The organism is Celeribacter baekdonensis B30 (assembly GCF_000299875.1).
Classification (GTDB): Bacteria; Pseudomonadota; Alphaproteobacteria; order Rhodobacterales; family Rhodobacteraceae; genus Celeribacter; species Celeribacter baekdonensis_A.
This window is the reverse complement of the sequence record NZ_AMRK01000011.1, coordinates 33,852-47,081: the sequence shown is the minus strand read 5'-3', so window position 1 is coordinate 47,081 and position 13,230 is coordinate 33,852. Positions and strand designations below refer to the sequence as shown.

The 13,230-nt window shown below is 58.1% G+C and carries 13 protein-coding genes; 7 read left to right on the top strand and 6 right to left on the bottom strand.

Annotation, left to right across the window (positions count from 1 at the left end):
• The first annotated feature begins 58 nt into the window (after window positions 1–58).
• Complete coding sequence (gene gshB / locus B30_RS16805; protein ID WP_269771050.1) at window positions 59–1,012, top strand: glutathione synthase; 954 nt, start codon at window positions 59–61, stop codon at window positions 1,010–1,012.
• A complete protein-coding gene (locus B30_RS16800; RefSeq protein WP_009573345.1) occupies window positions 1,009–1,920 on the top strand; it encodes an alpha/beta hydrolase in 912 nt (303 codons plus the stop codon). The genes gshB and B30_RS16800 overlap by 4 nt, the downstream gene beginning before the upstream one ends.
• Here B30_RS16800 and B30_RS16795 read toward each other — a convergent pair.
• From B30_RS16795 to cobU, 4 genes are all read right to left on the bottom strand, one after another.
• Window positions 1,903–3,414, bottom strand: a complete 1,512-nt coding sequence (locus B30_RS16795) for a YifB family Mg chelatase-like AAA ATPase (RefSeq protein WP_009573344.1) — start codon at window positions 3,412–3,414, stop codon at window positions 1,903–1,905. The genes B30_RS16800 and B30_RS16795 overlap by 18 nt on opposite strands.
• A gap of 97 nt (window positions 3,415–3,511) precedes the next feature.
• Window positions 3,512–4,198 (bottom strand): glutathione S-transferase, encoded by a 687-nt coding sequence (locus tag B30_RS16790; protein WP_009573343.1) that lies wholly within the window; start codon window positions 4,196–4,198, stop codon window positions 3,512–3,514.
• Between the two features lie 79 nt (window positions 4,199–4,277).
• Window positions 4,278–4,847, bottom strand: a complete 570-nt coding sequence (locus tag B30_RS16785) for a histidine phosphatase family protein (RefSeq protein ID WP_009573342.1) — start codon at window positions 4,845–4,847, stop codon at window positions 4,278–4,280.
• Window positions 4,844–5,377, bottom strand: a complete 534-nt coding sequence (gene cobU, locus B30_RS16780) for a bifunctional adenosylcobinamide kinase/adenosylcobinamide-phosphate guanylyltransferase (protein ID WP_009573341.1) — start codon at window positions 5,375–5,377, stop codon at window positions 4,844–4,846. Before cobU ends, B30_RS16785 begins: the two co-directional genes overlap by 4 nt.
• A gap of 124 nt (window positions 5,378–5,501) precedes the next feature.
• On the opposite strand from cobU, the gene B30_RS16775 reads away from it, so the two are divergent.
• The 5 genes from B30_RS16775 (at window position 5,502) to B30_RS16755 (ending at window position 11,321) form a co-directional block, all read left to right on the top strand.
• Window positions 5,502–6,383 carry an RNA polymerase factor sigma-32 gene (locus B30_RS16775; RefSeq protein ID WP_009573340.1) on the top strand — a complete coding sequence of 294 codons (882 nt, stop codon included), beginning with the start codon at window positions 5,502–5,504 and terminating at the stop codon, window positions 6,381–6,383.
• Window positions 6,384–6,505: 122 nt separating this feature from the next.
• Complete coding sequence (coaBC, locus tag B30_RS16770) at window positions 6,506–7,717, top strand: bifunctional phosphopantothenoylcysteine decarboxylase/phosphopantothenate--cysteine ligase CoaBC (RefSeq protein WP_009573339.1); 1,212 nt, start codon at window positions 6,506–6,508, stop codon at window positions 7,715–7,717.
• A 22-nt stretch (window positions 7,718–7,739) separates the two neighbouring features.
• On the top strand, window positions 7,740–8,207 hold the full coding sequence (gene dut / locus B30_RS16765; protein WP_040402844.1) for a dUTP diphosphatase: 468 nt from the start codon (window positions 7,740–7,742) through the stop codon (window positions 8,205–8,207).
• The gene (locus B30_RS16760) at window positions 8,207–9,247 is read left to right on the top strand and encodes a HesA/MoeB/ThiF family protein (protein WP_009573336.1); all 1,041 of its coding nucleotides are present in this window, start codon (window positions 8,207–8,209) and stop codon (window positions 9,245–9,247) included. Before dut ends, B30_RS16760 begins: the two co-directional genes overlap by 1 nt.
• Window positions 9,248–9,299: 52 nt before the next feature.
• Window positions 9,300–11,321 carry a M3 family metallopeptidase gene (locus B30_RS16755; RefSeq protein WP_009573334.1) on the top strand — a complete coding sequence of 674 codons (2,022 nt, stop codon included), beginning with the start codon at window positions 9,300–9,302 and terminating at the stop codon, window positions 11,319–11,321.
• A 5-nt stretch (window positions 11,322–11,326) separates the two neighbouring features.
• On the opposite strand, the gene B30_RS16750 is transcribed toward B30_RS16755, so the two are convergent.
• Window positions 11,327–12,205, bottom strand: a complete 879-nt coding sequence (locus tag B30_RS16750; protein ID WP_009573332.1) for a cation diffusion facilitator family transporter — start codon at window positions 12,203–12,205, stop codon at window positions 11,327–11,329.
• Window positions 12,206–12,239: 34 nt separating this feature from the next.
• Window positions 12,240–13,229, bottom strand: coding sequence for a capsular polysaccharide export protein, LipB/KpsS family (locus B30_RS16745; protein ID WP_009573330.1), 990 nt, complete (start codon window positions 13,227–13,229; stop codon window positions 12,240–12,242).
• Between the last annotated feature and the right edge of the window lies 1 nt (window position 13,230).

The following is a 13,230-nucleotide window of genomic DNA, read 5'->3' as shown; positions in this document are numbered from 1 at the left end:
ATTGAATGCGCGGCTGGGCTGGTCCATCTAAGAGAAAACCATTCTCGGGAGACGAGCCTTGCCCACACCGAAATCGTTAAAAGTCGCAATTCAGATGGACCCGATCGGTCCGGTCAACATCAACGCCGACAGCACGTTCCGCATCATGGAAGAGGCGCAAAAGCGCGGGCATACGTTGTTTTACTACACGCCGGACCATCTTGCCTTCCAAGAGGGGCGGATCACCGCGCGTGGCTGGCCGATTGAGGTGCGCCGGGTTGAGGGCGATCACTACACATTGGGCGAAATGACGGAGGTCGATCTCTCTGATTATGACGTGGTCTGGCTGCGCCAAGATCCGCCGTTCGATATGGGGTATATTACCACGACCCATTTGCTCGACATGATCATGCCCGGCACATTGGTGGTCAACGACCCGTTTTGGGTGCGCAATTACCCGGAAAAACTGCTTGTTCTGAATTTCCCAGAGCTGACCCCGCCGACAGCCATTGCGCGCGATCTCGGGACGATCCGCGCTTTCAAAGAAAAGCACGGCGATATTATTTTGAAGCCGCTTTATGGCAATGGCGGCGCGGGCGTGTTCCGTCTGGACCCAAATGATCGCAATCTATCGTCCCTGCATGAACTTTTCACCGGCCTGTCTCGCGAGCCGATGATCGTTCAGAAATTTTTGCCCGATGTGTCAAACGGCGACAAACGGGTCATCCTTGTCGATGGCGAACCTGTGGGCGCGATCAACCGCGTGCCACAAAAGGGCGAAACCCGGTCTAACATGCATGTCGGTGGTCGGCCCGAAAAGGTCGGATTGACTGATCGCGATCGTGAGATTTGCGCCAAAATCGGCCCGCTTTTGAAAGAAAAAGGTCAGGTTTTTGTCGGCATTGACGTGATCGGTGATTACCTCACCGAGATCAACGTGACCTCGCCCACGGGCATTCAGGAGCTTGAGCGTTTTGACGGAACCAACACGGCGGAGTTGATTTGGCTGGCGATTGAGGCCAAACGCGCATGAGCTACAGGATGCGGGTCCTTGCCAGTGCATTGAGCCCCATCGTGCGCGCCGCGTTTACCCATGCGCAAAACCCAGTGCCCCTGCGTGACGGCATAGATCTGGCCGCGCGGTTGTCCGTACCGGTCACCTTGTCCACCGAAGTGCGCCATGATGCGCTGGGATTTCCGGGTCTGTGGATTCACCCGCCTGACGCGGATGAGGAGCGGGTGATTCTGTTTTTCCACGGCGGCGGCTATGTCGCCGGGAGCCCGCAGACCCATAAACGCTTGGCGTCGCGCTTGGCGCAATTGGCGCGCCGGTCCGTGTTTCTTCCGGCCTATCGTTTGGCCCCTGAACATCCTCTGCCGGCAGCGTTTGAGGACGCTTGTCTGGTTTGGGACGCGCTTTTGGCGTCGGGCTATGCCCCCCAAGACATCAGCCTCGGCGGTGACAGCGCGGGGGGCGGTTTGGCGCTCTCGCTGTTGTCCGAACTCTGTCAACGCGGCACTCCGCCGGCGTCTGCATTCGCATGGTCGCCCTTCACCGACCTGACTCTTTCAAGCCCATCTTTTGTCTCAAATGCCAAACGCGACCATTTTTTTCCGGTCGAACGCGCCCGTGATCTCACTCAAATGATTTTGGGCGACACGGACCCAAATCAGCCACAGGTTTCGCCACTTTTTGCCAGCTTCCCCGATGGTCCGCCGGTACTGCTTCAGGCGTCTGAATGCGAAATCCTGCGCGATGATGCGGTGCGGATGGCGGATCATTTGAACCGACAAGGCGTGGAGGCGACCCTCAGCCTGACCCATGGTGCGCCGCATGTGTGGCACATGTTTGACGGGTTTTTCCCGGAGGCGCGACAGGCCATATCGGAGACCGCCGCGTTCATCATCGCCCATGATCCGCCGCTAATTGAGCGTATTTGACACCACCCGATAGCTCAGTGCCTCGGCCACATGTGGCCGGCGCACGTTCGTTTCGCCGGCAAGATCGGCAATGGTACGCGCCACCCGCATCACCCGGTGATAGCCGCGCGCGGTCAGGCCCAGTTTCTCGGCCGCCATGGTCAAAAGTGTCCGACCCTCCGCATCGGGCGTGGCCGTCTCCTCCAACATTTTCCCTTCGATCTCCGCATTGGTGCGCATGCCTGTGCCCTCCAGCCGCACAGTTTGCAGTCTGCGCGCCTCGGCCACGCGCGCGGCAATCACGGCGGAGCTGTCGCCCGAAGGCGGCAGATCGAGGTCCATAAACTGCACCGGGGGCACTTCGAGCCGCAGATCGAACCGATCCATCAAGGGCCCGGAAATGCGCCCCAAATAATCCTCGCCACATAAAGGCACCTTGGCGCAGGCGCGGGCCGGATCGGGCAGATAGCCGCATTTGCACGGGTTCGCCGCCGCCACCAACATGAACCGCGCCGGATAGCGCATATGGGCATTGGCGCGCGCCACCATGACCTCACCGTTTTCAACCGGCTGGCGCAGGGTTTCCAAGACGGCGCGCGGAAATTCGGGCAATTCGTCCAAAAACAAAACCCCGTTATGCGCCAGGGAAATCTCGCCCGGTTGCGCGCCGCGCCCACCGCCGACGATGGCCGCCATGGAGGCGGTGTGATGCGGTTCGCGAAACGGTCGGGCGCGGGAAATACCGCCTTCGGACAAGAGACCCGCGAGCGAATGAATGATCGAGGTTTCAAGTGCTTCTTGCGCCGACAAGGGGGGTAAAATCGACGGCAATCGAGCCGCCAGCATCGACTTGCCTGACCCCGGCGTGCCGACCAAAAATAGGTGATGCGCGCCCGCAGCGGCAATTTCCATCGCGCGTTTGGCCTTTTCCTGCCCCTTCACATCGCGCATGTCTTTGCGATGCTCGGGCATGGACACTTCGCCCGGCTCTGCGGCATGCAGCGGACGGTCGCCAGTGAAATGGCGTAGCAAATGCGCCAGCGTTTTGGCCCCATAAACCGGCGTCGCGCCAACCCAAGCGGCCTCGGCGCTGCACCCCTCGGGGCAGGCCAGAACGCAGTCTAACTCGGCGGCTTTCAACGCGGCGGGCAGTGCGCCATTGACCGCGACGAGTGAGCCATCAAGGGCCAATTCGCCCAACGAGAGGGTTTTTTCAGCCTGCTCTTCAGGGATCAATCCGGTGGCGGCGAGGATGGCCAAGGCGATGGGTAAATCGAAATGCGAGCCTGCTTTCGGCAGATCAGCAGGGGAGAGGTTGATAACCAATTTTTTCGAAGGCAGGGCGATTTGCATTGACGCCAAAGCCGCGCGGACGCGTTCGCGGGCCTCTGTGACGGCTTTGTCCGGCAGGCCGACGATGGTGAAACTGGGTAGACCGGGTGCGATGGCACATTGAACCTCGACCCGGCGGGCCTCGACGCCTTCGAATGCGACGCTAAAGGTCCGTGCGACCATGATCTGCTCTCCCGTGCGAAACGCATTAACCAATCTTAACCAGTGCTACGACGTGCATGGTTAGCAAATGGTTAATACGCTCCGGGTTTCGAGAGAATTATGGCGCAACCGGCCAGTCGGTTTTGGGCAGATCGAGCGCATAGGGCATCGGATCATAGCTGAGTTTGATCCCCTCCGCGCGCCAGGCTTTGAACGCCGTATCGTTCAGATGCGCGGCAACATAGGCTGTGAGGCGCTCAGACACCGGGAGATCATAGCCAGCGATCCGTGCCGCGACCGGGGCGTAAAACGCATCGGCGGCAGAGTAGGCACCAAACAACCAAGGGCCTGCGCCGGAGAAATGCGCAAAGGCATGACCCAGCATGGTTTCAAGGCGATCCAGGTCGGTCTGAACGGCATCGGAGACAACAAATCCTTGATATTGATGGAAAAGCTGCATCGAGCAGGCGGAGCGCAGGGCGGTAAATCCGGCATGCATTTCGGCCACAAGCCAGCGGGCAAACACCCGTGCCTCAGGATCGGCGGGCCAAATTCCCGCCTCGGGATGACGCTCTGCCAAGGTTTCGGCCAAAGCGATGCTTTCGCCGATCACCCACCCTTCGGGTGTGCGCGCGGTGGGCACAAAGCGGGCAGGGGCGAGGGGGGCAAGGTCCTGTTGCATCGTGCCAGAGTAAAGGCCGATCATGTGTTCGCGAAACGGGATGTCGAATTTCTCAAACAAAAGCCAGCCGCGCAGCGACCAGCTTGAAAACCCTTTGTCACCAATGAACAGATCGTAAGACATATGAAACTCCTTGTGTGTCAGCACCTATCTTAGATAGGCTTTATGCATCACGAAAAGAGATATTTTTTCATAGTTTGTATTAGTATTTGTGATTTATGAGCGTGCAACTCCACGCCTTCTCCAGACCCTCAGGACAGTCAATCACCGTACAAGACAGCGGATCAATTTGATGTCCCAGCGCCTCATAGGCCGTACATCCGAGCGCCTTTTGCAACAGCGCCAAAATCACCCCCATATGCGCGACCACAATGGTTTCGCCTTGCAAGGCCGCGACACCCGCATGAACACGGGCGGAAAACCTGTTCCAACTTTCACCACCGGGCGGGGCGATGTCGCCGGGGGTTTCAAACACCCGGCGGGCGAGATCCGTGTCGCGTTGTTGAATCTCGGCCCAAGACAGATTTTCCCAATCGCCAAAATGGGTTTCACGCAGACGCGGATCATGGGGCAGGCGCGGGCGCGGGCCCTGAATGGCGCTTCCCGTGTTGATCGCGCGGCTGAGATCGGAGGAGATCAAGGGCACACGAGGCAGCGCCGATTCAAGCCGCGCAATCGCCGCCCTGTCCGATAGGTCCGCCGGAAGATCGGTCCAGCCGACAAAGCTTTTGGCATGAGTCGGGCCGTGACGGATCAACCATAATGTGCTCATGTCAAAGCCTCCGGCCTGTCGCCTTTGAGCATGAAAGGCAGCCCGGCCATCACGCCCACAACCATCCCGGCCTCTGCGGCCAAGCGTCGATTGAGCCGTCCTTGTTCCACCCGAAACCGACGGGCAAGGGCGTTTTCGGGGACGATGCCCTGACCCACCTCGTTGCTGACAATGACCACCTGCGCCAGACTGGTTTTGAGCGCGGCCAAGAGCGTTTCCGTCTCCTGCGCGATGTCGTGATCGGCCAAAAGATGGTTGGTGAGCCAAAGCGTGGCACAATCAAACAAGAGTATTTGATGTGCCTTTGCCTCTAAAATCACCTGATCGGCCCGAAAAGGTTCTTCGATTGTGCGCCAATTTGGCCCTCTGTTTGTGCGGTGTTGCTCAACCTTTGTGCGCATTTCATCGTCATAGACCTGCGAAGAGGCCAAGTAAACGCGATCTAACCCACTGTGAAAACACAATTTTTCAGCAATGTCAGACTTGCCAGAAGAGGCGCCGCCGAGAACGAGTGTGAAGGGACTGCACATGTTCGTGAAACTCAAAGTCATCCAATTGGGGTACTGTGGTCGTAACAGGAGAAGCCACCGCTCGCAAATGCCCAACGCACATCGCACTCATGGAGGCAGAGCGGCCAAACCTCGGGAGGGTCTTATGGCACTCGATATGACTGTATCAGACAACGCATTGCCACGCCGGGCAATGAAAGCGGAAATGCTTGATCTTGAAACAGAACAGGCATTGGCACGCGCGTGGCGCGATCATGGCGATGAGGCGGCTTTGCACCGTTTGATCACCGCTTATATGCGCTTGGCGATTTCGATGGCGGCCAAATTCAAACGTTACGGCGCGCCGATGAACGATCTTATCCAAGAGGCCGGATTGGGCCTGATGAAAGCGGCGGAGAAATTTGATCCCGACCGCGGCGTGCGGTTTTCGACCTATGCCGCGTGGTGGATCAAGGCCTCGGTCCAAGACTATGTGATGCGCAATTGGTCCTTGGTGCGCACCGGGTCGACCTCTGCGCAAAAGTCGTTGTTTTTCAATATGCGCCGGGTTCAGGCACGGCTGGAACGCGAAGCCTCGACACAGGGCGAGCAACTGGATCATGCGCAATTGTTACAGATGATCGCAATGGATTTGGGCGTGCCCCTTCGCGATGTGGAGATGATGGACGGGCGGCTGTCCGGCTCTGATTTCTCGCTCAACGCGCAACAATCCGGTGATGAGGATGGTCGCGAATGGATCGACCTTTTGGCCGATGAGGGCGACACCGCCGCCGAAATGGTGGGGGAAGAGCATGATCAAAAGCAACTGAAAACATGGCTCAAAGAGTCCATGAGCGAACTTAGCGACCGCGAGCAATTCATTTTACACGCGCGTAAGCTTTCGGATGAGCCGCGCACGCTTGAAAGTCTTGGGGAAGAGTTGGCTTTGTCAAAAGAACGCGTCCGGCAATTGGAGGCCGGGGCTTTGGTCAAAATGCGCAAATCCTTGGAACGTCACGGCGAAGCGCTCTCGCTGCTGTTGAGCTGAGGGTTTGAGTTTGGCTTGAGTTTGTCAAACGCGCACCCTACACCTTTGCCCACCGGAGCGCCTTGGGACAGCGCCTTGAACACAGGGCGGTCTCACGGCAGATCGGGGCAAAGGGGCGTGTGATGTTGAACGGAAAGACCATTCTTTTAATCATCGGCGGCGGGATCGCGGCGTTCAAATCGCTCGATCTGATCCGCCGCTTGCGCGAAGAGGGCGTGCGTGTCGTGCCGGTTCTGACCAAAGCGGCGGAAGAATTCGTGACACCTCTCTCGGCCTCTGCCCTTGCCGCCGAAAAGGTTTACCGCGACCTGTTTGATCTCACTGATGAGGCCGAAATGGGTCATATAGAACTGTCCCGCGCCGCCGATTTGGTTGTGGTTTCTCCGGCAACGGCCGATCTTTTGGGCAAGATGGCCAATGGCTTGGCAAACGATCTGGCCTCGACGCTGTTGATGGCGACGGACAAACGCGTGCTGGTCGCCCCGGCGATGAATGTCCGCATGTGGGAACACCCCGCAACCCAGCGCAATGTGGCAACACTCCAATCCGATGGCGTGCTGTTTGTCGGTCCCGAAGAGGGCACAATGGCCTGTGGTGAATTTGGCCCCGGGCGGCTCTCTGAGACCCCTGACATCATCGGCGCGATCCGTGCGGCTCTGATCGAAGGCCCTCTGGTGGGCAAGCATATCCTTGTCACCTCTGGTCCGACCCATGAGCCGATTGATCCGGTGCGTTACATCGCCAACCGTTCGTCTGGTGCGCAGGGCACGGCCATCGCCGTTGCGCTGCGCGATCTTGGCGCGCAGGTGAGTTTCGTCACCGGCCCCGCCGATGTGCCGCCGCCGCAGGGCGTCACTGTGATCCGCGTCGAGACCGCCCGCGAAATGAAAGCCGCCGTGGAGGCCGCTTTGCCCGCCGATGCCGCCGTCTTTGCCGCCGCAGTGGCGGATTGGCGTGTAAGCTCGGAGAGCGGATCGAAGATTAAAAAAGAAAAAGGCACATTGCCCAGTCTGAGTTTCACTGAGAATCCTGACATCCTTGCGACGGTCAGCCAGATGAGCACGGGGCGCCCCCGGCTTGTGGTCGGCTTTGCCGCCGAAACCGACAATGTTGTGGCCCACGCCACCGCCAAACGGCTGCGCAAAGGTTGCGACTGGATTGTGGCCAATGACGTCTCGCCCGCGACTGGCATCATGGGCGGCACAGAAAATGCGGTTGTATTGATCTCGGACGCGGGCACGGATGTCTGGCCACGGATGAGCAAGGCGGAGGTGGCGCGCCAGTTGGCCCATAAGATCGCCGACCGTTTGAGCGCGGCATTTGCCGTTGAATGAGTATTTGGACAGCGATGAAAACATGACAGTTGATATTAAAATTCAATGGCTTGAAGGCGCTGATCCGGCGATCAAGCCGCCATCTTACGAAACCGAACACGCCGCTGGTGCCGATGTGCGGGCGAATTTTCCGCCGGAGACGCGAGACGTTGGTTTGGTCTTGGAACCCGGTGCGCGCGCCTTGATCCCGACTGGATTTGCGATGGAAATCCCGCCCGGATTTGAGGTGCAGGTCCGGCCCCGTTCGGGGCTTGCGCTCAAACATGGGATTTCCATGGTCAACACGCCGGGCACCATCGATGCCGATTATCGTGGCCCCATTGGCATTTTGTTGATCAATCACGGCTCGGAAACGTTCCACATCCAACATGGCGAGCGCATCGGCCAAATGGTCGTCGCACCTGTGGTGCAGGGGGTCTATTCGGTGGTTGAGACCTTGGGCGATACCGTGCGTGGCACGGGCGGATTTGGCTCGACGGGTCGTCAATAATGATCCCGTTTCTGATCATGGCTGTGGTGCTTTGGGGTGTTGGGGCGGTGACTCATGCCCCCAAACGCGCGCGCTGGGCAATGATCGGCATTTTGTATGTCGCGGTGATCTTGGCGCTGGCCGTGCTGCCAGACGCGCATCCGATGCGAACCACTCTGGGCGGAAGCCTTGGCGAGTGGCTGCTTTTGGGCGGTTTTGCCGCTGTGATAATGGCCTATCGGTTTGGCCTGCGCGTCCTGCGGTCGCGGGTTGCACCTGTGGCGGACAGCGAAGCAGAGGGCCCGTTTCGCCCGGCCGAACTGGACCGCTATATGCGCCACATTTTACTTCGCGAAATCGGCGGGCCGGGCCAGAAGAAACTCAAAGAGGCCAAAGTCTTGGTTGTCGGGGCCGGTGGGCTTGGCGCGCCGATTTTGCAATATCTCGCGGCCTCGGGAGTGGGCACCATTGGCGTGATTGACGATGATGTGGTCGAGGCCTCAAATCTGCAACGGCAGGTGATTCATACAGATGCGAACCTTGGTGTGCCGAAAGTATTTTCCGCCGCCGAGGCAATGCGCGCGCAAAACCCGTTTATCGAGGTGCGTCCCTACAATCGCCGTTTTGACGAAAGCTGTGTGGCGCTGATCCGCGAGTATGATTTGGTGCTCGATGGCTCGGACAATTTCGACACGCGATACCTTGTGAATGCGCTTTGCGTGACGGAGAAAACGCCGCTGATTGCGGCGGCGATCACCCAATGGGAAGGTCAAATCAGCACATATAATGCGGCTAAAAATGGCCCATGTTATCAATGCGTGTTCCCTGAACGTCCGGCGGCGGGCATGGTGCCAACCTGTGCCGAGGCGGGTGTGGCGGCTCCTTTGCCGGGCATTTTGGGCACGATGATGGCAATGGAAGCGCTCAAGGAGATCACAGGTGCCGGGCAGGGCCTGATCGGGCGGCTGTTGATCCATGATGCGCTTTACACAGAGACGCGGGTGATCACGGTCAAAAAACGGGAAGACTGTCCGATTTGCGGGAGAAATAGTCACGGATAGCCCTTTTCCTTTGCGGGGGTGCGGCATAGCTTCACTCTCAAAGGAGATATTCATGACCAATCCGCTTTTGTCCGACTGGAATACCCCGTTCAACTTGCCGCCGTTTGAGGCAATCGAGGATGCGCATGTCAAACCAGCGGTCGAGGCCGCATTGGCCGAAGGGCGTGCGGCGGTTCAACTGATCGCAAGCGACCCCGAGGCCCCGACATTCGCCAATACAATCGAGGCCTTGGAGCGCTCGGACAGCACCTTGTCCAAGGTTCTCGGCGTGTTTTACGGCTCAGCGGGGGCGGATGCCAATGATACGCGCGATGCGTTGATGCGGGAATTTTCCCCGATGCTTTCGGCTTACTCTTCTGAAATTACGTCAAATTCGGCGCTGTTTGCGCGAATTGAGACGCTTTGGGAGACCCGCGATACGCTTGACCTAACGCCAGAGCAGGCGCGGGTTTTGATGTTGACCTATCGCTCCTTTGTGCGCTCTGGGGCTAAGCTGGAAGGTCCGCAAAAGGCGCGGATGGCAGAGATCAAATCCAGGCTTGCCACTCTGGGCACTGGGTTTGGGCAAAACCTTTTGGCGGATGAGCGCGACTGGTTCATGTCTCTCACAGAGGCCGATCTTGAGGGCTTGCCGCAATTTGTGATCGACGCGGCACGGGCGGCGGGCGAGGAAAAAGGTGCGGATGGCCCGGTCGTCACCTTGTCGCGCTCGTTGATTGTGCCGTTCATGCAATTTTCGCCACGTCGTGATTTGCGTGAAGCGGCGTTCAAAGCCTGGTCTGCGCGGGGCGAAAATGGCAATGCCAATGACAACCGTGAAAATGCGGCAGAGATTTTGCGTCTGCGCGAAGAGCGCGCCAAATTGCTCGGCTACCCGAGCTTCGCGGCTTATAAATTAGAGACCGAAATGGCCAAAACACCGGAGGCCGTGCGCGAGTTGTTGATGCGGGTCTGGGCCCCAGCCAAAGAAGCCGCTGAGCGCGACGGTGCTATTTTGGCCGAAATGATGGCGAAAGACGGGATCAACGGCCCGTTGGAGCCGTGGGATTGGCGCTATTATTCGGCGATCCGGCGCAAGGCGGAGCATGATCTCGATGAGGCGGAGTTGAAGCCCTATTTGCAATTGGACCGGATGATTGAAGCTGCATTCGCCTGTGCGCATCGGCTGTTTGGCCTCGACTTTGAGCCGTTGGATGTCACCACCTATCACCCCGATGCGCGGGCGTGGAATGTGACCCGTGATGGCAAACATATCGCCGTCTTTATCGGTGATTATTTCGCGCGTGGATCGAAGCGCTCGGGCGCATGGTGTACCGCAATGCGCAGCCAACAAAAGCTCGAAGGGGACATCCGTCCCATCGTCCTCAACGTGTGCAATTTTGCCAAACCGTCAAAAGGAGAAGCGGCATTGCTGTCCTATGACGATGCCCGCACCTTGTTTCATGAATTCGGCCACGCCCTGCACCAGATGCTGTCAAATGTGACTTATGGCTCGATTTCGGGCACCTCTGTGGCGCGTGATTTCGTTGAATTGCCAAGTCAGCTTTTTGAACATTGGTTGGAAGTGCCTGAGGTGCTTGAAGAATTCGCGACCCATGCCAAAACCGGTGCGCCGATGCCGCGCAACATGTTGGATCGGTTGTTGGCCGCACAGACCTATGATCAAGGCTTTGCCACGGTGGAATATATTGCCTCGGCCTTGGTTGATCTTGATTTCCATGATGGCGATGCGCCTGCGGACCCGATGGTTGCACAGGCCGAAACTTTGGCGCGGATCGGTTTGCCCCGCGCGGTGACCATGCGCCACGCCACGCCGCATTTCGCTCATATCTTTTCCGGCGACGGCTATAGCGCCGGATATTATAGCTATATGTGGTCAGAGGTCATGGATGCCGATGCGTTTGAGGCCTTTGAGGAAAAGGGCGCGTTCGACCCGGAAACGGCGCGGCTTTTGGAGGAACACATTCTGTCCAAAGGCGGCTCACAAGACGCAGAGGCTCTCTACACTGCGTTTCGGGGTCGGATGCCAGGCGTCGAGGCGTTGTTGAAAGGGCGGGGGTTGTTCACCGCCTGAGTGGGTTAATCCGCCTCGCCCCACACGTCCTTGTGGATGATCACATCGGCGTTGGGGTAGGCGGTGACGATGTGGTGTTTGAGGCTTGCGGAAATCGCGTGGGCCTCACGCAGCGTCTGGTCGCCATTCAATTCGATATGGATGTTCACAAACGGTTTTGACCCCGCCATGCGGGTTTTCAGATCATGGAATGCGTGGATTTCCGGGTAGGATTTGGCCATGTTTTCGATGTTGTCGATCATATCCTGAGGCGCCGAGCGATCCATCAACGCATCCCAAGCCGATTTGCCAATGCGCAGAGCGCCGACCACCAAAATCCCAGCGGCGGCCAAGGCGACGACAGAGTCGATCTGATGCATGCCAAAGGCTTTGGCGGCAAAAAGCGCCACAATCGCCCCGATGTTTGGCACCAGATCCCCGACGTAATGCAGGCTGTCGGCGCTGACGACTTTCGATTTGGTCAGCCGCGCCACGCGCCTTTGCCAGAGCACAAGCGCGATGGTTAAAACGATCGACAAGACCATGACCGCAATGCCCGCGCCTTCGGCCTGAACTTCGACCGGGGCAGTGGAGAGCAGACGCCGGGTTGAGGTCACGGCGATGATCGCGGCAGAGACCAAAATGAACGCGGATTGGGCCAGCGCTGCGAGGTCTTCGGCGGAGGTGTGACCAAAGGCATGGTCGTCGTCAGGCGGGCGCGAGGCGTAATAAATCGCCATCAATCCGCCCAAGGCGATCATCAAATCCATGCCGCTGTCGGCCAAAGACGCCGCAATTGAGAGCGAGCCGGTTTGCCCCAAGGCCCAGAGCTTTGCGATGATCAAAATCGTCGCGACAGAGACAGAGGCCAGCCCCGCCGAAATATTCAAACGCGTGTCGCGCATAGGATTGTCCTTTCGCCCTAAGGCTTAGAAGGCGTTAGTCGAGCATCAGCTTGTCACGCACACGCGCCCAAGCACGGGGAGCGAAATTGTCTTTGGCGGGTTCAAGGCACTGCTTTTCCAAGAACCAGTTGAAAAACCCTGAATAGTCAAAAGAGGACATTGTTTCAGGGCCAAAACCTATCGCATCCCGCAATTCAGATATGTTTCGTGGGGTAAGCGTGGCGTGCCAATAATCGCTTTTGCCACAGGTGACCACCGGCTTTCGTTGCATCAAGGCTTCAAACCCGGCAGAGGAGTTTTGCGTGATCACGACGCGCGCCGCTTCGATCAGATCGTGAACCGAGGCGTCGCTCACTTTGACATTCGGATGATCGGCACAGATTTCAAGGATGTGCCTGCGTCCCAATTTACCCTGATGCGGATGCGGTTTCACATAGACCACCGCATCGCGATCAAATTCAGCGGCGGTGACAATCATCTCTTTCGTCGTGAGATAATGCGTGCGCGGGGTCTCATTTTCGATGGCCTGACACAGGATCGTCGCCGTCGCGGGCCGCAAAGGCGCATCCATGCGCGGCTCCTGACCCAATTTGGAGACATTTTCGCGCAACATAAACCCAGTCACGCCATTGAAAAAATAATCCGCCTGTTCCCGATCCACCTCATGTTCGGGAAAACGGGAAAAGCGCAGCGAACTGTTGGCGCCATGGCCCAGCTCGTCGAAATACCAAAATCCCCACAGATAAGAGGGATAGGCATGAAGAACCGTCGGGCCAAACATCGCCGGGCCACCGACGATGATATGGAGATGATTTTCCAGCAAAAGCGCACGAGAGGTACGGCTGTCGCCCTCCACCAAATAGGGGGTGATGCCCTCACGGGTCAGCTTTGGCAAAAGTTTGGTGAAAAAATCGTGACGCTCGTGGCCAATCGCGTCAAACCAACTGCCAAAACCATGCACGACACACGATTTAACGCCCTTTGGAATGTTGCGGGCGGCGAGGGGGGATTTGAGCTGTTCCATA